Raw genomic sequence first — 22,619 nt, 5'->3', positions numbered from 1 at the left:
TCATGGCCGTCGTGATCGCGGCGCTGCTGCCGGTCTTCATCCTCATCGTGCTCGGCGTGGTGCTCAGGCACAGCCTGATGCGGCTCGACACGCAATGGCACGGGCTGGAGCGGCTGACCTATTTCGTGCTGTTTCCGATGCTGCTGATCCAGACGCTGGTGAGGGCGGATCTTTCGAAAGTCCCGGTCGCCGGGGTCGGTGGCGCATTGCTGCTGTCGGCGCTGGCGATGTCGCTGCTTTGCCTCGCGCTCCGCCCGGCGCTGGTGCGTCTCGACATCGACGGCCCCGCCTTCACGTCGATTTTTCAGGGCGCGACGCGCTGGCAGACCTATGTGGCGCTGTCCGTCTCCGCCAATCTGTACGGCGATGTCGGGCTGGCGCTGGCCTCGGTGGCGATGGTCGCCATCATCCCGCTTGTGAACGTGTTCAGCGTCGCCGTGCTCGCGCATTACGCTTCCCCCGAGAAGCAGTCCGCGCGCGCGATCGCGATGACCGTCATCCGCAATCCCCTGATCGGGGCCTGCGTCATCGGCCTCGTCATCAATGTCATCCATTTGCCGCTGCCGAAGATCTGGCACGAGGTCGCCGACGCGCTCGGCCGCTCCTCGCTCGCCATCGGCCTGCTCGTCACCGGCGCCGGCCTCCAGCTCAAGGGCCTGCTCCGCCCAAGTCTCGGTGCGACCCTTGGCGTGGCGTTCAAGCTGGTGCTGATGCCCATGCTCGCACTGGTGCTCGCCGCCTGGTTCGGTCTGTCAGGCACCAACCTCGCGATCGTCGCGATCTGCGGGGCGGTGCCGACCTCGCCGAGCGCCTATGTGCTGGCCCGCCAGATGGACGGCGACGCGCCGCTGCTGGCGCAGATCATCACGCTGCAAACGATCTTGGCGGCGATCACGATGCCGATCGCGATCGCGCTGGTGGCGTGAGCGCTAGACGTAGCGCCCCGATGTAAAGAGGATGAAAGTGTTGCAGGCCGAATGGGCCACCACACTCGTCCATGTTGAGTTGCTGGACCATCGAAGATGGCCAAGTACCAACCCGAAAGCGAAAATAATCGCGCGCCCGAACCAATCATACTGGGTATGATTTAGCGCCCAGACAGCCGACGTAAGAAAGATGGCTCCGATCGGACCGAGAAAGGATTCCGACCAGCCGCGAAACAGGAAACCGCGAACGACAAACTCTTCCATGATGGGTCCCGCGATGCAGCCTCCGATGAGCCAACCGAGCAGTCCCGCGGCGCTTCCCACCACAAGCGTAGGATCGGCTTGATACCCATTCGGGCTCATCTTCGACAGTACAAATCCCTCAATCGACATAAAGATCGTCGTAATGGCGAGAGCCCGAACGATTTCGCCACCACGTGGCCAATTCAGAGCGAGATATTCGCCGAACTCCCTCCTTGCCATCCGGATTGCGATCCAAAGCACTGCGATGGCAGCCGGCGCTCCCGAAATAAGGAAAACTCCATACCAGCGCCCTTGCGATGCCAACGCCTGGAGTTCTCCCGGAGCGTACACCTTTGATCCAGCGCCGACGGAGAGTGCGATGCTCACCACAACGACGCCGACCAGAACGAATGCACCGTCCGCAAGCAAGCCGACCAGCGTTGTCTCCCAAAAATCCCACGTGCGCGGCGCCGACCGAGAGGGCACGCCGCGATCGGTCATCTTCTTAAGATCCGTCATATGGTTTTGTTGCAGCAACTATCTGGCGATTTAAATCTCATCCTCTACTCAGAGTAACGAGACCGGCGGCCTACCGTCAATAAGGAATAGCATCGGTGTCGGCAGAACAACAACCGCGTCGACCAGAAGTTGGAGCGACGGGTGCCTGCCGTCAGCTCCCCAGCCACATCGTCAGCACCACCGCCGTCATGTTGTTCAGCGCATGCAGCACGATGGTGAGCCAGAGCGAATTCGCCCGGTGCCGCATGTAGCCGAACCACAGGCCGATGGAGAACACCTCGGCGAGGAAGTAGAGATCGTATTGCAGGTGCACCGCCGTCCACACCAGCGACGACAGGATGATTGCGCCGGGCACGCGCAGGAAGCTCGCCGACCAGCCGCGGAAGAGAAAACCGCGCGCAAGCACTTCCTCCGACATCGGCGCGGCCACGCTGAAGGCGAGCAGCATCGACAGCGCCGCGCCCTTGTCGCGGCCGGATTTCAAGAGATCGGTCATGAAGCTTGGCGTCGCTTCGCGGCCGAGGGATCGTGACACAACCTCCCAGGCCAGCACGGTCAGGAGCAGTCCGGCGGCGCCGAGCAAGAATTGCCGAAAGGTCGGCCAGCGCAGCGCGAGGTAGTCGACGAAGGAAGCCTTCTTGATGCGGATGGCGAGCCACACCACGAGAAGCGTTGCCGGCAGGCCCATGATGACCGAGAGCGCCAGCGCCTGCGGCTCCCGGCCGACGACCTGGAGGGAGGCAAGATCCATCGGCAGGCCACGCAGCGCAACCAGCAATACGACCGCCCCGATCTGGCCGACAAACATCGCGACGAAGATGAGCAGGCCCCACAGCGCCGTGCCCCAGAACTTCCAGACGCGCAGCGGCGCCGGCGTCACGGTCAGCGGCGGATGATCGGGATTGAGAGAATCCATCAGAAGGCTTTCGGTTGGGAGGCTCAAGGCAGCGCCCGCTCGAGCAGCGCGCGCACGTCCCCGCTATCGAGGTCCACCGCGCCATACATGCTGGCGTGATTGGCGGCGAGACGCGTGGCCGCGAAGAGCTCGGCGCTGTGCGGTGAGACACCGCTGAGCGCGGCGGCAGCGGCGAGCAGCGCCAGCTTCTCGACCGCCAGCCGCGCGACTCGTTCTCCGTCAGCGCGGCGGAAGGTTTTGCCGATGAAGGCAGCCGCGTCAGCTGCCCCCGACAAGCCTTTCGTCTCGGTTGCCAGCGCTTGCAGCACCGCCATCGCGGCCTCCGGCTCGCGCGAGAGCGCGCGGAGCACGTCGAGGCACATCACGTTGCCCGAACCTTCCCAGATCGCGTTGACGGGCGACTCGCGGTAGTGGCGCGCCAGAATACCGTCCTCGACATAGCCATTGCCGCCGAGGCACTCCATTGCCTCGTAGAGGAATGGCGGCGCGCTCTTGCAGGTCCAGTATTTGATCGCCGGCGTCAGCAGCCGCATGTAGGCGGCCTCGGCGGCGTCGTGCGGCGTGCGGTCGAAAGCGCGGCAGAGCCGCATCACCAGCGCCGTGCTCGCCTCCACATGCAGCGCCATGTCGGAAAGCACGGCCTGCATCAAGGGCTGATCGGCGAGATGCTTCTGGAACACGCTGCGGTGACGGGCGTGATGCAGCGCATGCGCAAGGCCCGAGCGCATCAGGCCGCTAGAGGCGATCGCACAATCCTGCCGCGTCAGCTGCACCATCTGGATGATGGTGCGGATGCCCTTACCTTCTTCGCCAACGCGTTCGGCATAGGCGCCGACGAACTCCACTTCCGAGGAGGCGTTCGAACGATTGCCGAGCTTGTCCTTCAGCCGCTGGAAATGGATCGCATTGATCGAGCCGTCAGGCGCGAAGCGCGGCATGAAGAAACAGGTCAGTCCGCTATCTGCCTGCGCCAGTACCAGGAAAGCATCGCACATCGGCGCCGACATGAACCATTTGTGGCCGGTGATGCGATAGGCGTCGCCGTCGCGCACCGCGCGCGTCATGTTGGCGCGCACGTCAGTGCCGCCCTGCTTCTCGGTCATGCCCATGCCGAGCGTCATGCCGCGCTTATCCCACCACGGCGCGAAGCTCGGATCATAGCTCCTCGTCGACAGCACCGGCATCACCTTGCCGAGCAGATCCGGCTGCATCGCCAGTGCCGCGACGGAGGCACGCGTCATCGTGATCGGGCAGAGATGGCCGGTCTCGACCTGCGCGGCCATGTAGAATTTTGCCGCGCGAATGACTTCGGCCGCATCGCCCGCAGGCTTGCCATCCGCGGTCCAGGTCGAATTATGCACGCCCGCGTGCGCGCTGTGCGCCATCAGCTCGTGATATCCAGGATGAAACTCGACCCGGTCGCGACGATTGCCCTTGGCATCGAACGTGCGCAGCTTCGGCGTGTTCTCGTTCGCGACGCGCCCGCGATCGGCCATCGCCGCCGAGCCCCAATACTTGCCGAACGCCGACAGTTCCCGCTCCGCAGCCGCACCGCCATTGGCCTTCACTGCATCGACCAGCGGCCGATCCACGGCGAACAGATCGATGTCCTCGAACGGGGGCGACTGGTTGAAGACCTCATGGGTCGCAAAGCTGGGCTGGGTCATCTGGCTTCCCACGCGGAATCAGTTCCGCCGCGGCTGGATCGGGAAATCATAGGCCGCCCCGCCCGCCCCCGGCAGGGAAAAATGCCACCACTCCTTCGAATAGTTCACAAAGCCTTGCTTGGCCATCGCAGCCACCAGCCGCTTGCGCCAGGCCCGTTGATCAGGCCTGATCGACGGTGCTGCGGTATGGCCCTTCGTATCGGTGCAATCATAGCCGGTGCCCATGTCCACGCTGCCTTCCGGCAGCCGCGCCTCGACGGGTGCCGTACAGTCCGCATAGGCCTTCGCGGGGTCGATCCTGGCGGAGTTGTCGGCCTTCAGATCGACCAGAGTGAGATCCAGCGCGGCACCCGTCGAATGTTGCGAGTGGCTGGCGATATAGCCGAGGCGAAACAGCTCGGTCTTGGGGATCCTCGGATTGTAGCGCCGATCGGCCGCGCTCTCATGACCGTTCTGCGACCATCTCACCATGTCGAGCGAGGCCCGTGCCGGCCGATAGCAGTCGAACATCTTGAGCGAGAGATTTTGTGCCGCAAGATCCCGCTGGACTGCCTTCAACCTCAATCCCACCTCCTGCTTCACCACACATTCGCCGGCGCCGTAGCCGGCAAGCGGGCGGCCGACAAAATTGTTCGGCGTGGCGTAGCGGATGTCCTGGATGATGCTGGGATCGATGTCGCGCAGATAGACGAAGCCGCCGGGGAGCGATTGGGCCTGGGCTGTGCTGATCGTCACTACGGCCAAGAGCGCTGTCAGGATTGATTTCACGGAATGCATCCCAGTCGTCATGGCCGGGCTTGTCCCGGCCATCCGCGGCCCTTTTACGTCAAATGCGAACGAAGATCGCGGATGCCCGGGCCTTCGCCTCGCCGAGGCGGCTTCGGCTGCGCAGGCGGGACAAGTCCGGGCATGACCGAGAGGTCACGCCACGGCCGCATTAAGACAGATCAGGGGATAACTCCCCGCCCCGGCATTGGCCCTTGCTCCCCCCGCCATCCGCGCCTATAGCTCTCGCTTTAATGACATCGAAATCGACCTTCGTCCTCGGCCACCGGCATTTGCTGGGCATCGAGGGCCTTTCCGCGGCCGACATTACCGGCCTGCTCGACCTGTCCGAAGAATATGTCGAGCTCAACCGCCAGGTTGACAAGAAGCGCACCGTCCTGCGTGGACGGACGCAAGTAAACCTCTTCTTCGAGGCGTCTACCCGGACCCAGTCCTCGTTCGAGCTCGCGGGCAAGCGCTTAGGCGCCGACGTCATGAACATGTCGGTGTCCTCCTCGTCCATCAAGAAGGGCGAGACGCTGGTCGACACCGCGATGACGCTGAACGCCATGCACCCTGATATCCTGGTGGTGCGCCATCACGCCTCCGGCGCGGTGGAACTGCTGGCACGCAAGGTCGACGGTTCCGTGATCAATGCCGGCGACGGCGCGCACGAGCATCCGACCCAGGCGCTGCTGGATGCACTCACCATCCGTCGCAACAAGGGCCGGATCGAGGGCCTCGTGGTGGCGATCTGCGGCGACGTGCTGCATTCGCGCGTCGCCCGCTCCAACATCATCCTGCTCAACACCATGGGCGCCCGCGTTCGCGTCGTCGGCCCCTCCACGCTGCTGCCGCCCGGCATCGAGCGAATGGGCGTCGAGGTCGCGCGCGACATGCGCGAGGGGCTGAACGGCGCCGACATCGTGATGATGCTGCGGCTGCAGCGCGAGCGCATGAACGGCTCCTTCGTGCCGTCGACGTCGGAGTACTTCCACTATTTCGGGCTCGACCAGAAGAAGCTAGGCTACGCCAAGCCCGATGCGCTGGTGATGCATCCCGGCCCCATGAACCGCGGCGTCGAGATCGACACCGCGGTTGCCGATGGCGCGCAGTCCCTGATCCGCGAACAGGTGGAGATGGGGGTTGCCGTGCGCATGGCGGTGCTGGAAGCGCTCGCCCGTAACCTGCCGAACGCGTGATGCCCATGCTGACCGACCGCCGCCCGATCCTGCTCGCCAACGCCCGCGTCGTCGATCCCTCCAGGGATTTCGACGGTCCCGGCGACGTCCTGATTGCCGACGGCATCATCCGCGAGACCCGCCGCGGCATTGGCGCGGCCGGCGTCCCCGAAGGCACCGACGTCGTCAATTGCTCCGGCAAGATTGTCGCGCCCGGCCTGATCGACATGCGCGCCTTTGTCGGCGAGCCCGGCTTCAGCCATCGCGAGACCTTTGCGAGCGCCAGCCAGGCGGCGGCGACCGGCGGCATCACCACGATCATCTGCCAGCCCGACACCGCGCCCGTCATCGACAATTCGGCGACCGTCGATTTCGTGATGCGCCGCGCCCGCGACACCGCGATCGTCAACATCCAGCCGATGGCGGCACTCACCAAGGGCATGCGCGGCGAGGAGATGACCGAGTTCGGCCTGCTCAAGGCCGCAGGTGCCGTCGCCTTCAGCGACGGCGACCGCAGCGTCACCAATTCGCAGGTGATGCGCCGCGCCTTGACCTACGCCCGCGACTTCGACGCGCTGATCGTGCACCACACCGAGGATCCTGATCTGGTCGGCGAAGGCGTGATGAACGAGGGCGAGTTCGCCTCGCGCCTCGGCCTGATGGGCATCCCGACGGCGGCCGAGGCCGTGATCCTCGAACGCGACATGCGTCTCGTCGCGCTCACCGGCGGCCGCTATCACGCCGCCGCGCTGTCCTGCATGGAGTCGCTCGAGATCCTGAAGCGCGCCCGCGATGCCGGGCTTGCCGTCAGCTCCTCGGTCTCGATCAATCATCTGGCGCTGAACGAGAACGACATCGGCCCCTACCGCTCCTTCCTGAAGGTGTCGCCGCCGCTGCGCACCGAAGACGATCGCCGCGCGATGGTCGCGGCCGTCGCCTCCGGCCTCGTCGACGTCATCATGTCCGACCACAATCCGCAGGACGTCGAGGTCAAGCGCCTGCCTTTCGCGGAAGCGGCTCCCGGCGCAATCGGGCTCGAGACCATGCTGCCGGCGGGCCTGCGGCTGGTCCACAATGACGAGCTCAGCCTCAAGACGCTGATCCGGGCGATGTCGACCCGGCCGGCCGAGCTGCTTGGCCTGCCGGGCGGAACCCTGCGCAACGGCGCACCGGCCGACGTCATCGTGATCGACCCCGATGTTCCCTGGGTGGTCGATCCCGCCGACCTCAAATCACCCTGCAAGAACACCCCGTTCGACGAAGCCCGCTTTACAGGCCGCGCCATCAGGACCATCGTCGGCGGACGAACGGTTTATGAGCATGTCTAATGGGCGCTGGTTATGTCAGCCATGGAGAGACCGCCATGGGGTTTGATGCATTCCTGCCGGTGGCCTTCATCATCGGCTACCTCTTCGGCTCGATTCCGTTCGGGCTGATCCTGACCAGGCTCGCCGGCACGCAGGACCTGCGCTCGATCGGCTCCGGCAATATCGGCGCCACCAACGTGCTGCGCACCGGCCGCAAGGGCCTCGCCGCGGCAACTCTGCTGCTCGACGCGCTCAAGGGCACCGCGGCGGTGGTGGTCTCAGGCTACATCGCCGGCCCCAATGCCGCGATGCTGGCGGGGCTCGGCGCCTTCCTCGGCCATCTCTTCCCGGTCTGGCTGAAGTTCAAAGGCGGCAAGGGCGTCGCCGTCTATATCGGCATCCTGCTCGGCCTGTTCTGGCCGGCGGCGCTGGTGTTCTGCCTGATCTGGCTCGCGACCGCCTTCACCACCCGCTACTCCTCGCTTTCGGCGCTGGTGGCGGCCTTCGTCGCGCCGCTGTTCCTGTGGTGGTTCGGCCACCTCGCGCTGGCCTCGCTGTCGGTCGTGCTGACGCTGCTGCTGTTCTACATGCATCGCGAGAACATCAAGCGGCTGCAATCGGGGAAAGAAGGCCGCATCGGCGAGAAGGCTTAAGTCGCGCTTTCGAATCCGAGACCGAAAAAAGTACGGATACCGCCGCAGGGCTTCCGCATTATATGCCAAATCCTGTTCGCAACTTTCACCCGACTCGCAGGAGCTAGTGGCGGTCAGGTTCCATGCCTGTCATCCTGACAGTGGACATGGCGTTACGCGGTTGCTCAGAATGAGCGAGAAGATTGACGGCACGCATGATGACGGTGGCTCGCAGGGCACTGCGGCAAGCCGCCTGCTCCTCGCCACCAATATCTGGTCGGAAGCGCCCTCGCCGCCTGCTGCGCCCAAGCCCGTTCCTGTTTTGCCGCCAGCGCCGCCACCTGCTCCCATTGTGCAAGCGCCTGCGCCGGTCGTAATGCCGGCCGCGTCCATCGAACAGACTCGCCCCAATCAATGGCCGCCGCGAAAATTGTCGCTGGCGCTACAGGGCGGCGGCAGCTTTGCCGCCTTTACCTGGGGCGTGCTGGAGCGGCTGCTGGAACAGCCGTCCATCGAATTCGACACCATCAGCGGCGCCAGCGCCGGCGCCATCAATGCATTGCTGGTCGCCGGCGGCTTTGCCGAAGGCGGCCGCGAAGGCGCACGCAGCCGGCTGAACCGGTTCTGGGTCCGGCTGATGCACGAGGCTTCGTTCCGCTCGCTGATGCTGATCGGCGGCTTCTCGCCGGCGGGAAGCTCCGTCGCGTTCGGCCCGACGCTGCGCTCCGGCCAGTTCGATCCGTTTGATCTCGATCCGCTCCGCCAGGCGCTGGCGCGCGACATCAATTTCGAGGTCTTGCGCGATCCCAAATGTCCAAAACTCCTCATCGCAGCGACGCGGATCCGCGACGGGCAGCAGCAGATCTTCCGCAATGACGCTGTTACCGCCGACGTCGCGCTGGCCTCGACCTGCCCGCCGCTGGTGCACTGCGCCGTCGAGATCGACGGCGAGGCCTATTGGGACGGCGGCTTTGGCGGCAATCCGCCACTGATCAAGCTCGCACGGGAATCGACGACTGCCGATCTTCTGCTGGTCCAGGTCACGCCGGCCCGCGACAGCTACGTGCCGATCACGCTCGCCGCGATCGACCGCCGCCTCGACCAGATCGCCGCCAATGCCGCGCTCAAGGCCGAGATCGCGGCGATCGAATGGGCGCAACCGCATGCAGCGCCGACGCTCCGGCTTTCCAGGATCGCGGCCGAAGACTCCGTTGACGGACTTGCGCAGCGTTCATCGACCGATCTTGGTCGCGGCTTCATCCGCCTGCTGCACCGGAGCGGCCGCGCGGCCGCCGAGCGCTGGCTCGGCGCAAATAGCATTGCGACCCAACGCACCCTGCCCGCGGCCGAGCCCGCCCTAGCCTGATTTCGCCAGCGCATTCTCCAGGAACCACGCCGCGGCCAGCGCGCCCGGATCATTGCCGAAGCGCGCGATCACCTGCACGCCAACAGGAAGACCCCCGACCTTCATCACCGGCACGTTGACGCATGGATTGCCCATCAGCGTCCACAGCCGGTTGTAGCGGGGCGAGCCGGTCGAGGCGAGCTCCTTGGCCGGCGCGGTGCCGGGCGCCGAATAGGTCAGCAGCACGTCGAAACCCTCGAACAGCTCGCCGAGCTCACGACGGCCGCGGCGGGCAATCCGGCGGGCATCGTCATATTCCTTCGGCGTCAGTCCGACCGTCTCATCGAGGCTGGCGCGGAGCAGCGGCGCGATCTCGTCGTGACGCTGATCGAACTCCCAGGCGAGCGCCCGATGCGCCTCGAAATCCTGGATGATGGGATGGATGCGCCAGGCTTCCTTGACCGCTTCGGGCAGATCGATGATCTGCACGCTGGCCCCGGCCTTCTCGGCCGCCTTGATCGCGGCCAGCAAACCCTCTTCCGCCGCCGGCTCAACGGCCTCGGCAAACTCCTGCCTGACCACGCCGATGCGCGGCGACTTCGCCGGCGTAATGCCTGCGAATTCGGTGCGGCCGGTCATTCCCAGAAGTCCACGCGCGAGATCTTCCGCGCGCGATCCGAACAGGCCGACCGTGTCGAGCGCCCACGAATAGCATTTCACGCCGACCGTCGGCAGCATGCGGAACGACGGCTTGATCGCAGCCGCACCGCAATAGGCGGCGGGCCGGATCACCGAACCGCCGGTCTGCGTGCCCAGCGCCAGCGGGATCATGCCGGCGCCGACGGCCGCCGCCGAGCCCGAGGACGAACCTCCAGGCGAGTGACCCAGATTGTGCGGATTGAGCGTCGCCGTCGGATCGCGCGAGGCGAAAGCGGTCGTGGTGGTCTTGCCGATGATGGTGGCACCCGCCCGCTTCAGCATCATCACCACGGGCGCATCGCTGCGCGGCTGCCAGCCGCGATAGATCTCCGAGCCCATCTCGGTCGGCATGTCGGCGGTGTCGATGATGTCCTTGATGCCGACCGCGATGCCGCGCAGCGGCCCCGAGCCTTGCGCCTTCGCCGATTTGTCGTAGCGGACGAACGCGTGGACGTCCTTCTCCCTCGCCTCGATCGCCGCGAGCGACTGGGCGATCGCGGCATCGGGCGAAAGCTCGCCCGCTTCAATGCGGCGCTGGAGGTCGGCAAGTGAGATCATGGCAACACCCTTCTTATTGGCATCGCTTTTAGCATTGCGACAGGGTCGCGCAAGCGCATGCCACGCTTGCTCACGCCCTCAGGTTGTTCCATGCTGCCTCCACAAGGAGACGCCGTGGACGCCATCAATCCGAGCACCGAGCTGACCGAGCAAGAGCGGATCGACCGCCTGCGGCTGATCCGCTCCGACAATGTCGGGCCGCGCACCTTCCGGTCACTGGTCGAACACTTCGGCACGGCGCGCGCTGCATTAGAGCGTTTGCCCGATCTGGCGCGCCGCGGCGGCGCGTCACGGTCGGGGCGCATCTGCAGTGTCGATGAAGCGAAAGCCGAGCTCGCCGCGAGCCGCAAGTTCGGTATCGCCTGGCTCGCACCGGGCGAGAACGGATATCCGGCGCGGCTCGCGACACTCGACGACGCGCCGCCGCTGCTCGCCGTGCGCGGCGACGTCGCAACGCTGATGCGGCCGATGATCGCGATCGTCGGCTCGCGCAACGCTTCCGGCGCGGGCTTGAAATTCGCCGGCCAGCTCGCGCGCGAGCTCGGCGAAGCCGGCTTCATCATCATCTCGGGCCTGGCTCGTGGTGTCGATCAGGCTGCGCATCGGACCAGCATCGAAAGCGGCACGATTGCCGTGCTCGCGGGCGGGCATGACTGCATCTATCCGCCCGAACATGGCGACCTGCTCGCCGCGATCCTCGATCACCAGGGCGCGGCGATCTCCGAAATGCCGCTCGGCCATGAGCCGCGCGCCCGCGACTTCCCCCGCCGCAACCGCCTGATCTCGGGCGCGTCGCTCGGCGTGGTCGTGGTGGAAGCGGCGCATCGGTCGGGCTCGCTGATCACCGCGCGCATGGCGGCCGAGCAGGGCCGCGAGGTGTTCGCAGTCCCGGGCTCGCCGCTCGATCCGCGCGCCGCCGGCACCAACGATCTGATCAAGCAGGGTGCAACGCTCGTCCCGGAAGCTGCCGACATCATCAACGCGGTTCAGCCGATCATGGAGCGGCCGTTGATGAGTCCTGCGAGCGAGCCCGATAGCGAGCCGTTCGAGAGTGATCCACAAGGACACGACCGCGACCAGATCACGAACCTGCTCGGCCCCGCCCCCATCTCGATCGACGATCTCGTGCGGATGTCCGGCGCCTCACCCGCGATCGTGCGCATGGTGCTGCTTGAGCTCGAGCTTGCCGGAAGGCTCGAGCGCCATGGCGGCGGACTGGTGTCGCTGCTCTAGCCGCCATTCCGCTCGTCAAACCGCGTGCGCGCCACCGCGATCTGGTCCTGGTGCGCCATCGCCCACTCGCCGAGTGCCTTCACCGGCTGCTGCAATCCGCGGCCGAGGTCTGTCAGCTCGTAATCGACGCGCGGCGGAATGGTCGGGAAGATCGTGCGTGTGACGAGGCCGTCGCGCTCCAGCCCGCGCAGCGTCAAGGTCAGCATCCGCTGCGAGATACCGTTGATCATGCGCTTGAGCTCATTGAAGCGCTTTGGCCCGTCGCTCAGCATCATGATGACGAACACGCTCCATTTGTCCCCGACGCGCGCGAGGATCGAGGCGACGTTGCGGCAGTCGGAATGGTTGGGATCCGGCCTCCGTTCGGCAGGAAAATGGATGTGTTCAGGTGTCAAAGATGTGCCCATGGCTCAAAAAAGTGCGTTCTTGCGGGGATTTCGACAGTCACTCATGTAGTGCGGGTTACAAATCTATACCATGGGTGACCCCAATGAAACTCCTCCATATCGACTCCAGCGTCCTCGGCCCCCACTCCGTCTCCAGGCAGGTGTCTGCCGCCGTCGTCGACCGGCTCAAGCAGGCCTCGCCCTCGCTCGACCTCGTCTACCGCGACCTGACCCAGACTCCGCTCGCGCATCTCTCCGGATCGCATCTCGCGGCCGCCCAGGGCGCGCCAGCGCCGGCGGAACTCGGACCCGATCTCGCGGCGAGCGCCGCCGTGCTGGACGAGTTCCTCGCGGCCGAAATCGTCGTGATCGGCGCGCCCATGTACAATTTCACGATTCCAAGCCAGCTCAAGGCCTGGATCGATCGCGTGCTGGTGGCGGGCAAGACCTTCAAATATGGCGCCGATGGCCCGCAGGGCCTTGCCGGCGGCAAGCGCGTGATCGTGGCGATCTCGCGCGGCGGTTACTACGGTCCGGGCACGCCGGCCGCCTCACTCGAACATCTCGAAAGCTATCTGCGCGGCGTGTTCGCGTTCATGGGCATCACGAACCCTGAATTCATCGTCGCTGACGGAATCCAGGTTGGCCCTGACCATCGCGAGAAAGCGCTAGCCGGCGCGCTCCAGGCGGCCACCTCTTTGCGCGCGGCGTAAGGCTGCGCCGACGACAGCCGCTGCCGGACCCCGGCGGCGGCTGAAAGATCGACAAAGCTAAAACCAGGTGCCCTGCACGCCCAGGATCACGGCAATGAGCGACACGAGCAGGCCGACACCGGAGAAGATGGCGACCCCGATGAATTCCGACATATCGGAGCGCTGCTTGACGGGAACTGCGGAACGTTCGGTGTAAATACGCGGTGCTGAAATCGGCGGATAAATATGTGCTGCTTTCGCCATAACGGGTTCCTCAATGGGCCGATGCCCCTTCGCCCGTAGAAAAGTCTTGGCAGCGCACGCAAAGGTTCAACGCGTCACGCAAGCTTCAGAAAATACATCTCGCAAGACGCGGGAACCAGCCGGCGCAACCATTTTCGGGGCGCCGACCGATTCAAATTGAAACTGATTTGATCAGCCTCGGTAGATGGGCGCGCCGGCGGGTGACGCAACTGCGCCGCCGTCGACGAAGATCTCCTGTCCCTGAATGTGTGCGGCATCGTCCGAGGCAAGGAACAGCACTGTCCTGGCAATGTGATCCGGTTCACCAAGGCGCCCGAGCGGCGTCATCAGCCCGATCCGCTTCTCGAACACCCTCTCCGCTTCGGGCGTTGCGATCGCGGCGCCCCAGATCGGCGTGCGGATCGCACCGGGCGCGACCACGTTGACGCGGATGCCGCGTGGCGACAGTTCCGAAGCCATGATCCGCGCCATTGCGCGCACGCCGGCCTTGGCCGCGCCATAGGCGGAATAGCCGGGGACGCCAAGCACTGAAATCACCGAGCCGTTGAGGATGATCGAAGCATTCTCGTTGAGATACGGCAGCGCCGATTGCACCGTGAAGAACACGCCGGTGAGATTGGTGCTGATGACTTTCTCGAACACCTCGCGCGTTGCCGAGCCGAGCGGCGTGTTGCCGGGGATGCCGGCATTGGCGAAGACGATGTCGAGCTTGCCGAATTTTTCGGCGCCCTGCCTGATCGCAGCTTCGGTCGCCGAAATGTCGGTGGCATCGGCCGCAACGGCGAGCGCGTTCGGGCCGAGTTCCTTCGCGGCTGCCTCGAGCGTCTCCCTGTTGCGCCCGGTGATGATCACCCTGGCGCCTTCCGCCACGAACAGCTTTGCCGTCGCAAGTCCGATGCCGCTGTTGCCGCCGGTTATCAGTGCCGTCTTGTTCTTCAGCCTCACATTCGTCTCCAGTGGTTGCATAATGAAACTATGATTGCCATCTAGGCCATATGGTTTTATTATGCAACCACACATCAGCGTGATCGGCGGCGAAACCGTGCGAACGCGACTGGACGAGAAACGATGGTGAAACGAACGAGCTTTGAGGGCGATGCCTGCCCGATCGCGCGATCGCTGGAAGCGATCGGCGACTGGTGGTCGCTGCTGATCATCCGCGAGGCGCTGTTCGGCCTGCGCCGCTTCGGCGAATTTCAGAACAAGCTCGGCATGGCCAAGAACATCCTGTCCGCGCGACTGCGATCGATGGTCGATCACGGCATTCTGGAAACGGCCCCCGCCTCCGACGGCAGCATCTACCAGGAATATGTGCTGACACCGAAGGGCCGCGGCCTCTTCCCGATCCTCGTGGCACTCCGGCAATGGAGCGAAGAGTTCGACGATCGCCCCGAGGAAATCGCGACCATGCTGGTCGATCGCGCAAAAGGCCGCCCGGTGAAGAAGCTCGAACTGCACGCCGAGGACGGGCGGCTGCTCACCGCCGCGGACACCATGCTGAAGCCGCGGCCGGCGCCGCGGCGGCGGTCGGCGGGGTAGCTGCGTGCGCGCTCGGCCCTTGGTCGTTGGGGTAAGAGCACGCCCGAGGTCGTGGCGCTCCTCACTTGCCTCCAAGCATGCCTTTGTCTCGCGGGTTTTGTGCTATTCTTGGACTGCTGCAAGCAGCTGCCATTTGTGCTGACGCATGACGTCCCGTTCAACCTCGTCGATGACCTGGGTGGGAAGATGCATCACGTTCAAGAACGGCTCCTCGAAAGCAAGATGACCGAGGTCGAGCAAGCCCGATCTTGGAGCCCGCGCGTCATCTCCAAATTCGAAGGCCTGATCAGGGGCGGCGACGACCTCTCTCTCTACCGGGTCAATCCCCTCGGATTTGCACGCGACCGCGCCATCAGTGAAGCAGAGAGCATCGACCTGTTTCTCCATGCAGCACGCAGCGGTCTGTTCGACATGAGTTGGGATGTCGTCTGCCCCCAATCCGGCATGGTACTCGACAGTTTTGGCGCCTTGCGAACCTTGAAAACGCACTATGTCTGCGGTCTGTGCGACGTCAGCGGCGATACCGACCTCGATGATTTCATCGAAGTGACTTTCACGGTATCTCCACAGCTTCGAAGGCTTCAGTTCCACGATCTCGATCAGCTTTCAGTCGAAGACTTCCACTGGAAGGCCCGCTTTCTCGCCGATGGGCGCCTGCCCGGACAGCCGACGCGCTTCCTTGATGTTCTCCGCGGTCTCGCGCGTGGCATGGCGTTCTTGCCCCCAGGCTCGACCACGACGCTTAAGGTCGAACTCGCGCCCGGAGCACTCGCCGGCGTCAATGTGCAGACGCAGGCCAGCTTCGCAGTGAATGTAACCGGCGCCCCCGCGGCGTCTCCGACGCGCTTGCCCGTGACATACGATGGGCGCCGTTTTTCTCCGCTGGCATCGGCCGTGCCGCCCGGGCCGGCGGTGGTTGAGGTAGAGAATTGCTCGTCCACACGCGGCTCGCTGCTTCTGATCAACTGGCCGCCGGAGATCCTGGCGCAAACGGTCAAGCCAGCGCTCGACTTTGACCCCTATCTGTCAGGCGGCATGCTGCTTGCCCGACAGACCTTCCGACGACTGTTCCGGTCCGAGCGTGTCGACGAGAAGGAAGGCCTCGGCATCAGGCAGGTAACCTTGCTGTTTACGGACCTCAAGGGATCGACCGCTATGTACGAGCGGCTTGGCGACCTCAATGCCTACGCGCTGGTGCGCGAGCACTTTGCTCTGCTCGGCGCGACTGTCCAGCAGCATTCGGGCGCGATCGTCAAAACGATCGGCGATGCCGTGATGGCCGTATTCTCCCGTCCGTCCGATGCAGCCTCGGCCGCTCTGCATATTTTGGCGGACATCGAGCGCTACAATGCCGAGCACGGCGATCCCAGTATCATCCTCAAGATAGGCGCCCATTGCGGACCATCGATCGCGGTCACCTTGAACGAGAACCTCGACTATTTCGGGCAGACGGTGAATGTTGCAGCGCGTGTCCAGGCGCTGGCCGGCGCTGGCGAAATTTGCCTGTCAGAAGCGCTATATTCTGCACCGGGGGTAAGCCAGATTCTCGCCGGTCACAGCGTTGTTGCGTTCGACGCACCGCTTCGGGGCGTGGAAGGAGCCGCGCGCGTCTTTCGCGTGACGGACAGGTAAGCTCGCCTTTCGAGCGCTCATGGGACAGTGGTGACCGCGCCCCTGCTCCGTCAATCGCGGCCTCGCATCTACCTCCCATCTCACGACAGCTTGCGCTTGCTCCGCAGCCGCAGATGCTCGTCGGCCTCGAGCTTGGTCATGCCCAGGAGATGATGCAGCACGTCGAGCTTGTGGCGCTCGGCGAGTCTGCGCAAGGCAGCCGCCTGCTCGGCGATGAAGGCCACGGCTTCGTCGGCGCCGCCCTCTTCCGGTTCTTCGTTGCGCGAGCCTCCCCGCACGCCTGATGCGGCGCGCGCCCGTTTCTTTCCTGGCTTTGCCACCGGCCCCACCCGAATCCATGCCCCGCAGGAACATTACGCCCATAGCGGCCGCAACTCCAAGGTTGTAATTTACAACTTTCTCGATATGAAACTTTTCCCATTCCCGGGGCTTTCAACACCCTTCGATTTGACAGGGACCGCCTCACCACCCATGTTCGGGGCGAAACGGCCGACCCGAATCTGATCGATCTCGGCCCGAGATTTTCCCGTAAGTTACTGGAACTACATGAATATCGTCATTGTGGAGTCGCCGGCGAAAGCCAAGACGATCAACAAATATTTGGGCTCGTCCTATGAGGTTCTGGCCTCGTTTGGCCATGTCCGCGACCTTCCCGCAAAGAACGGTTCCGTCGATCCCGAGAGCAATTTCAAGATGATCTGGGAGGTCGACCCCAAGGCGGCCGGCCGGCTCAACGATATTGCCAGGTCCCTGAAGGGTGCCGACCGCCTGATTCTGGCGACCGACCCTGATCGCGAGGGCGAGGCCATCTCCTGGCACGTGCTGGAGGTGATGAAGGAGAAGCGCGCGCTGAAAGATCAGAAGATCGAGCGCGTGGTGTTCAACGCCATCACCAAGCAGGCCGTCACGGACGCGATGAAGCATCCGCGCGAGATCGACGGTGCGCTGGTCGACGCTTACATGGCGCGCCGCGCGCTGGACTATCTGGTCGGCTTCACCCTCTCCCCCGTGCTGTGGCGCAAGCTGCCGGGCGCCCGCTCGGCCGGCCGTGTGCAGTCGGTGGCGTTGCGCCTCGTCTGCGACCGCGAGCTCGAGATCGAGAAGTTCGTGCCGCGCGAATATTGGTCCTTGATCGCGACCCTGCTCACCCCGCGCGGCGATGCCTTTGAGGCCCGCCTCGTCGGCGCCGACGGCAAGAAGATCCAGCGCCTCGACATCGGCACCGGCGCTGAAGCCGAGGACTTCAAGAAGGCACTGGAACTCGCGACCTATGCCGTCACGGCGGTCGATGCCAAGCCGGCGCGCCGCAATCCGCAGGCGCCCTTCACCACCTCGACCTTGCAGCAGGAAGCCAGCCGCAAATACGGCTTTGCGCCGGCGCACACCATGCGCATCGCCCAGCGCCTTTATGAAGGCATCGACATCGGCGGCGAGACCACCGGACTCATTACTTATATGCGTACCGACGGCGTGCAGATTGCCCCCGAGGCGATCACCCAGGCACGCAAGGTGATCGGCGAGGATTACGGCAACGCCTATGTGCCGGATGCCCCGCGCCAGTACCAGGCCAAGGCCAAGAACGCCCAGGAAGCGCACGAAGCGATCCGCCCGACCGATCTCTCCCGCCGCCCCGACAGCATGAGCCGCAGGCTCGATGCCGATCAGGCCAAGCTCTATGAGTTGATCTGGAAGCGCACCATCGCGAGCCAGATGGAATCCGCCGAGCTCGAGCGCACCACCGTCGACATCACGGCGAAGGCCGGCGGTCGCACGCTGGAGCTGCGCGCCACCGGCCAGGTCGTCAAGTTCGACGGCTTCCTGACGCTCTATCAGGAAGGTCGCGACGACGAGGAGGACGAGGACTCCCGCCGCCTGCCCGCGATGAGCCAGGGCGAGGCGATCAAGCGTCAGTCGCTCGCCGTCACCCAGCACTTCACCGAGCCGCCGCCGCGCTTCTCGGAGGCCTCGCTGGTCAAGCGCATGGAGGAGCTCGGCATCGGCCGGCCCTCGACCTATGCCTCGATCCTCCAGGTGCTGAAGGACCGCGGCTACGTCAAGCTCGAGAAGAAGCGCCTGCACGGCGAGGACAAGGGCCGCGTCGTGGTCGCGTTCCTCGAAAGCTTCTTCAACCGCTACGTCGAGTATGACTTCACCGCCAATCTGGAGGAGCAGCTCGACCGCATCTCCAACAACGAGATTTCCTGGCAGCAGGTGCTGAAGGATTTCTGGACCGGCTTCATCGGCGCAGTCGACGAGATCAAGGATCTGCGTGTCGCCCAGGTGCTCGACGTGCTCGACGAGATGCTGGGCCAGCACATCTATCCGCCGCGCGCGGACGGCGGCGACATCAGGCAGTGCCCGAGTTGCGGCACCGGCCGGCTCAATCTGAAGGCCGGCAAGTTCGGTGCCTTTGTCGGCTGTTCGAACTATCCGGAATGCCGTTACACCCGTCAGCTCGCCGCCGACGGTGAGAGCACCGCCGACCGTTCGCTCGGCCAGGACCCTGAGACGGGTCGCGATGTCTGGGTCAAGGCCGGCCGCTTTGGCCCCTACATCCAGCTCGGCGAGCAGAAGGATTACGAGGAAGGCGAGAAGCCGAAGCGCGCAGGTATCCCCAAGGGCACCTCACCCAGCGATATCGAGCTCGAACTTGCGCTCAAGCTGTTGTCGTTGCCGCGTGAGATCGGCAAGCATCCGGAGACCGGCCAGCCGATTACGGCCGGCCTTGGTCGCTTCGGGCCGTTCGTGAAGCATGAGAAGACCTATGCCAGCCTGGAGGCCGGCGACGAAGTCTTCGACATCGGCCTCAACCGCGCCGTGACGCTGATTGCGGAGAAGGTCGCCAAGGGCCCGAGCCGGCGCTTCGGCGCCGATCCCGGCAAGGCGCTGGGCGATCACCCGACCCTCGGCACCGTCACGGTGAAGAGCGGCCGCTACGGTGCCTATGTCACCGCAGGCGGCGTCAATGCGACCATTCCGGCCGAGTTCGAAAAGGACACGGTGACGCTGGCCCAGGCGATCGCGCTGATCGACGAGCGTGCGGCCAAGGGCGGCGGCAAGGCGAAAGCCAAGAAGGCCGCGAAGCCGACCAAGGCCAAGAAGACTGCAGAAAAGGCTGCGGACGGTGACGACACCGCGCCGAAGCCGAAGAAACCGGCCGCGAAGAAAGCCGCGGCCAAAACCAAAACTGAATCCACCAGCAAGGCGCGCGCTGGCGTGGCGTCGACGGCCAAGACTTCTGCCACAAAGCCGTCGGCGACCAAGTCGGGTGGCGCAGCCAAAGCTCCGGCCAAGAAGAGTGCCGGCACCAATTAGAGGTTAAGTGAAACGCAAGAATGACCGTGGCTTTCCCGACAGGCAAGCCATCGTCGCCTTCATCAAGGCACATCCCGGAAAGGTCGGAATCCGCGACATCGCGCGCGAGTTCGGCCTGAAGAACGCCGATCGCATCGAGCTCAAGCGCATCTTGCGCGAGCTCGCCGACGACGGCACCATCAAGAAAAAACGCCACACGGTCTCCGAGCCGGACAGCCTGCCGCCGACGCTGGTCGCCGACATCACAGGCCGCGACCGCGACGGCGAGCTGATCGCCTCCCCCACCGAATGGGACGAGGTCGAGAATGGCGAGCCGCCCAAGATCCTCGTCGAAATGCCGCGCCGGCCCAAGCCCGGCACCGCCGCCGGCGTCGGCGACCGCGCGCTGCTGCGGATCGAGCGCACAAGCGAGGACGAAGGCCCGGCCTATCGCGGCCGCGTCATCAAGGTGTTCGACAAGGCCAAGAGCCGCATCCTCGGCGTCTTCCGCGCGCTCCCCGAAGGCGGCGGACGCCTCATCCCCGTCGACAAGAAGATGGCGGACCGCGAACTGAATATCGCGGCTGATAACACGAAGGGCGCGCAGGACGGCGACCTCGTCAGCGTCGACATCGTCCGCACCCGCAGCTTTGGGCTGGCCTCAGGGCGGGTCAAGGAGAAGCTCGGCTCGGTCAAGTCGGAGAAGGCGATCAGCCTGATCGCGATCTACGCCCACGACATCCCCATGCAGTTCTCCTCCTACGCCGAGCGCGAGGCGGAAGCCGCCGAGCCGGCTAATCTGAAGGGACGCGAGGACTGGCGCGACGTTCCGCTCGTCACCATCGATCCACCCGATGCCAAGGATCATGACGACGCGGTGCATGCGCAGGCCGACCCTGATCCGAACAACAAGGGCGGCTTCATCGTCGACGTCGCCATTGCCGACGTGAGTTTCTACGTGCGGCCGGGCACTGCGCTCGACCGCGATGCGCTCGACCGCGGCAATTCGGTCTATTTCCCCGACCGCGTCGTGCCGATGCTGCCCGAGCGCATCTCCGACAATCTCTGCTCGCTGGTGCCGGGCGAGCCGCGCGGCGCGCTCGCGGTGCGGATGGTCATTGCACCTGACGGCCGCAAGAAGTCGCACAGCTTTCACCGCATCCTGATGCGCTCGGCCGCCAAGCTGAGCTACGCGCAGGCGCAGGCCGCAATCGACGGGCGTACCGATGACACCACCGGCCCCCTGCTCGATCCGATCCTGAAACCGCTCTGGGCCGCTTACACTTGCGTCAAGCGCGCTCGCGACGAGCGCGATCCGCTCAATCTCGATCTGCCCGAGCGCAAGATCCTCCTGAAGAGCGACGGCACCGTCGACCGCGTCGTCGTGCCGGAGCGTCTCGATGCGCACAAGCTGATCGAGGAATTCATGATCCTCGCCAACGTCGCGGCGGCCGAGATGCTGGAGAAGAAATCGCTCCCGCTGATCTACCGCGTGCATGACGAGCCGACGCTAGAGAAGGTCCACGCGCTCTCCGAATTCCTGGAGACGCTCGACGTTCCGTTCGCGAAGGGTGGCGCATTGCGCCCCACCCTCTTCAACCGCGTGCTGGCTCAGCTCGAAGGCCACGACTACTACCCGCTGGTGAGCGAGGTCGTGCTGCGCGCTCAGGCACAAGCCGAATACTCATCGGACAATTACGGTCATTTCGGCCTGAACCTGCGCCGCTACGCGCATTTCACCTCGCCGATCCGCCGCTATGCCGACCTCGTCGTACACCGCGCGCTGGTCCGTGCGTTGGACCTGGGCGAAGGCGCCCTGCCCGACAGCGAGACGCCGGAAACCTTAAGCGAAGTCGCCGCGCATATTTCGCTGACCGAGCGGCGCGCGATGAAGGCCGAGCGCGAGACCGTCGACCGGCTGATCGCCCATCACCTCGCCGACCGCATCGGCGCCAGCTTCCAGGGCCGCGTCTCCGGCGTCACCCGTGCCGGCCTGTTCGTGAAGCTCAGCGAGACCGGCGCCGACGGATTGATCCCGATCCGATCCCTCGGCACGGAATATTTCAACTATGACGAGAGCCGACACGCGCTGATCGGCACGCGCAGCGGCACCATGTACCAGCTCGGCGACGTCGTCGATGTCCGCTTGATTGAAGCCGCCCCTGTCGCAGGCGCGTTGCGCTTCGAGCTGCTGTCGTCCTCCAGCGAGACGAGCCCGCGCGATCGCAGGCGTCCCGGTCAACAACGCCGCCCCTCGTTCAAAGCGCATCCGGGCCGCAGTCCGGATAAAAAACGCAAGCCGCCGAAGCCAAAATCCGGCAAGGCGAAGGGCAAAGGCAAGGGCAAGAGTAAGGGCAAGAAGGGCAAGGCATGGTGACGATGAGCACAGCCCCAAAGATCTGGACGCGCGAGACCGGCCTCGTCGAGAAGCGCGACCTCTGGGCGGCGATGAAGCGCGGCTTTCGCGGCCGCTGCCCGCGCTGCGGCCAGGGAAAGCTGTTTCGCGCGTTCCTGAAGACTGCGGACAATTGCTCGGCTTGCGGTCTCGACTTCACGCCGCACCGCGCCGACGATCTGCCCGCCTATCTCGTGATCGTCATCGTCGGCCACATCGTGGTGCCGTCGATCCTGTGGATCGAGACCAACTACACCACCCCGGTCTGGCTCAGCTTTGTGGCCTACCTGCCCTTCACCTTCTTTGCCTCGCTCGCCCTGTTGCAGCCGGTGAAAGGAGCTGTGGTCGGCTTGCAATGGGCTCTGCGCATGCACGGGTTTGACGAGAACCCGCCGGATGGTATTCCGCCCGTGTAAGCAAAATAAG

Annotated in this window: 21 protein-coding genes; 12 read left to right on the top strand and 9 right to left on the bottom strand. The window is 64.8% G+C overall.

Annotated features, from left to right (window positions below; genetic code table 11):
- The first annotated feature begins 2 nt into the window (after positions 1 to 2).
- Entirely contained in the window at positions 3 to 926 is a 924-nt protein-coding gene (locus XH89_RS17035; RefSeq protein WP_194468115.1) for an AEC family transporter, read from the top strand.
- Between the two features lie 3 nt (positions 927 to 929).
- On the opposite strand, the gene XH89_RS41300 is transcribed toward XH89_RS17035, so the two are convergent.
- The 4 genes from XH89_RS41300 to XH89_RS17015 form a co-directional block, all read right to left on the bottom strand.
- Positions 930 to 1,688 carry a CPBP family intramembrane glutamic endopeptidase gene (locus tag XH89_RS41300; RefSeq protein WP_246767857.1) on the bottom strand — a complete coding sequence of 253 codons (759 nt, stop codon included), beginning with the start codon at positions 1,686 to 1,688 and terminating at the stop codon, positions 930 to 932.
- 151 nt (positions 1,689 to 1,839) lie between these two features.
- Entirely contained in the window at positions 1,840 to 2,604 is a 765-nt protein-coding gene (locus XH89_RS17025) for a CPBP family intramembrane glutamic endopeptidase (RefSeq protein WP_194468114.1), read from the bottom strand.
- Positions 2,605 to 2,627: 23 nt separating this feature from the next.
- Entirely contained in the window at positions 2,628 to 4,271 is a 1,644-nt protein-coding gene (locus XH89_RS17020) for an acyl-CoA dehydrogenase family protein (RefSeq protein ID WP_194468113.1), read from the bottom strand.
- 18 nt (positions 4,272 to 4,289) lie between these two features.
- A complete protein-coding gene (locus XH89_RS17015) occupies positions 4,290 to 5,048 on the bottom strand; it encodes a M15 family metallopeptidase (protein WP_194468515.1) in 759 nt (252 codons plus the stop codon).
- A gap of 242 nt (positions 5,049 to 5,290) precedes the next feature.
- On the opposite strand from XH89_RS17015, the gene XH89_RS17010 reads away from it, so the two are divergent.
- From XH89_RS17010 to XH89_RS16995, 4 genes are all read left to right on the top strand, one after another.
- Complete coding sequence (locus XH89_RS17010) at positions 5,291 to 6,238, top strand: aspartate carbamoyltransferase catalytic subunit (RefSeq protein ID WP_092291136.1); 948 nt, start codon at positions 5,291 to 5,293, stop codon at positions 6,236 to 6,238.
- Positions 6,239 to 6,243: 5 nt separating this feature from the next.
- Entirely contained in the window at positions 6,244 to 7,545 is a 1,302-nt protein-coding gene (locus tag XH89_RS17005) for a dihydroorotase (protein ID WP_194468514.1), read from the top strand.
- A 35-nt stretch (positions 7,546 to 7,580) separates the two neighbouring features.
- Complete coding sequence (gene plsY, locus XH89_RS17000) at positions 7,581 to 8,177, top strand: glycerol-3-phosphate 1-O-acyltransferase PlsY (protein ID WP_194468112.1); 597 nt, start codon at positions 7,581 to 7,583, stop codon at positions 8,175 to 8,177.
- Positions 8,178 to 8,346: 169 nt separating this feature from the next.
- A complete protein-coding gene (locus XH89_RS16995; protein ID WP_194468111.1) occupies positions 8,347 to 9,522 on the top strand; it encodes a patatin-like phospholipase family protein in 1,176 nt (391 codons plus the stop codon).
- Here the strand turns inward: XH89_RS16995 and XH89_RS16990 are convergent.
- Entirely contained in the window at positions 9,514 to 10,758 is a 1,245-nt protein-coding gene (locus XH89_RS16990; protein WP_194468110.1) for an amidase, read from the bottom strand. The genes XH89_RS16995 and XH89_RS16990 overlap by 9 nt on opposite strands.
- 90 nt (positions 10,759 to 10,848) lie before the next feature.
- On the opposite strand from XH89_RS16990, the gene dprA reads away from it, so the two are divergent.
- Positions 10,849 to 11,991, top strand: coding sequence for a DNA-processing protein DprA (dprA, locus tag XH89_RS16985; RefSeq protein ID WP_194468109.1), 1,143 nt, complete (start codon positions 10,849 to 10,851; stop codon positions 11,989 to 11,991).
- On the opposite strand, the gene XH89_RS16980 is transcribed toward dprA, so the two are convergent.
- The gene (locus XH89_RS16980; protein WP_194468108.1) at positions 11,988 to 12,398 is read right to left on the bottom strand and encodes a helix-turn-helix domain-containing protein; all 411 of its coding nucleotides are present in this window, start codon (positions 12,396 to 12,398) and stop codon (positions 11,988 to 11,990) included. The two genes, dprA and XH89_RS16980, sit on opposite strands and share 4 nt — an antisense overlap.
- A gap of 83 nt (positions 12,399 to 12,481) precedes the next feature.
- On the opposite strand from XH89_RS16980, the gene XH89_RS16975 reads away from it, so the two are divergent.
- Positions 12,482 to 13,090 carry an FMN-dependent NADH-azoreductase gene (locus tag XH89_RS16975; RefSeq protein WP_194468107.1) on the top strand — a complete coding sequence of 203 codons (609 nt, stop codon included), beginning with the start codon at positions 12,482 to 12,484 and terminating at the stop codon, positions 13,088 to 13,090.
- A gap of 57 nt (positions 13,091 to 13,147) precedes the next feature.
- Here the strand turns inward: XH89_RS16975 and XH89_RS16970 are convergent, their stop codons facing one another.
- Together XH89_RS16970 and XH89_RS16965 are read right to left on the bottom strand one after the other, a co-directional pair.
- Complete coding sequence (locus tag XH89_RS16970) at positions 13,148 to 13,333, bottom strand: hypothetical protein (protein WP_194468106.1); 186 nt, start codon at positions 13,331 to 13,333, stop codon at positions 13,148 to 13,150.
- A 171-nt stretch (positions 13,334 to 13,504) separates the two neighbouring features.
- A complete protein-coding gene (locus tag XH89_RS16965; protein ID WP_194468105.1) occupies positions 13,505 to 14,278 on the bottom strand; it encodes a glucose 1-dehydrogenase in 774 nt (257 codons plus the stop codon).
- A 123-nt stretch (positions 14,279 to 14,401) separates the two neighbouring features.
- Here XH89_RS16965 and XH89_RS16960 point away from each other — a divergent pair, with 123 nt between their 5' ends.
- Together XH89_RS16960 and XH89_RS16955 are read left to right on the top strand one after the other, a co-directional pair.
- Positions 14,402 to 14,872 (top strand): helix-turn-helix domain-containing protein, encoded by a 471-nt coding sequence (locus XH89_RS16960; RefSeq protein ID WP_194468104.1) that lies wholly within the window; start codon positions 14,402 to 14,404, stop codon positions 14,870 to 14,872.
- A 186-nt stretch (positions 14,873 to 15,058) separates the two neighbouring features.
- Complete coding sequence (locus XH89_RS16955; protein WP_194468513.1) at positions 15,059 to 16,504, top strand: adenylate/guanylate cyclase domain-containing protein; 1,446 nt, start codon at positions 15,059 to 15,061, stop codon at positions 16,502 to 16,504.
- Positions 16,505 to 16,584: 80 nt separating this feature from the next.
- On the opposite strand, the gene XH89_RS16950 is transcribed toward XH89_RS16955, so the two are convergent.
- Complete coding sequence (locus tag XH89_RS16950; protein WP_194468103.1) at positions 16,585 to 16,824, bottom strand: hypothetical protein; 240 nt, start codon at positions 16,822 to 16,824, stop codon at positions 16,585 to 16,587.
- A 226-nt stretch (positions 16,825 to 17,050) separates the two neighbouring features.
- Here XH89_RS16950 and topA point away from each other — a divergent pair, with 226 nt between their 5' ends.
- From topA to XH89_RS16935, 3 genes are read left to right on the top strand one after another with little or no spacing between them, the layout of a single operon-like run.
- Complete coding sequence (gene topA, locus XH89_RS16945; protein WP_194468102.1) at positions 17,051 to 19,819, top strand: type I DNA topoisomerase; 2,769 nt, start codon at positions 17,051 to 17,053, stop codon at positions 19,817 to 19,819.
- Between the two features lie 7 nt (positions 19,820 to 19,826).
- Positions 19,827 to 22,175: a ribonuclease R gene (gene rnr, locus XH89_RS16940; protein ID WP_194468101.1), complete on the top strand. Its 2,349-nt coding sequence runs from the start codon at positions 19,827 to 19,829 to the stop codon at positions 22,173 to 22,175.
- Positions 22,169 to 22,609: a DUF983 domain-containing protein gene (locus XH89_RS16935; RefSeq protein ID WP_194468100.1), complete on the top strand. Its 441-nt coding sequence runs from the start codon at positions 22,169 to 22,171 to the stop codon at positions 22,607 to 22,609. Before rnr ends, XH89_RS16935 begins: the two co-directional genes overlap by 7 nt.
- The last annotated feature ends 10 nt before the right edge of the window (positions 22,610 to 22,619 follow it).

Source organism: Bradyrhizobium sp. CCBAU 53340, assembly GCF_015291645.1.
Classification (GTDB): domain Bacteria; phylum Pseudomonadota; class Alphaproteobacteria; order Rhizobiales; family Xanthobacteraceae; genus Bradyrhizobium.
Note: the sequence above shows the minus strand (reverse complement) of the source record. Positions and strands in the feature narration are given on the sequence as shown.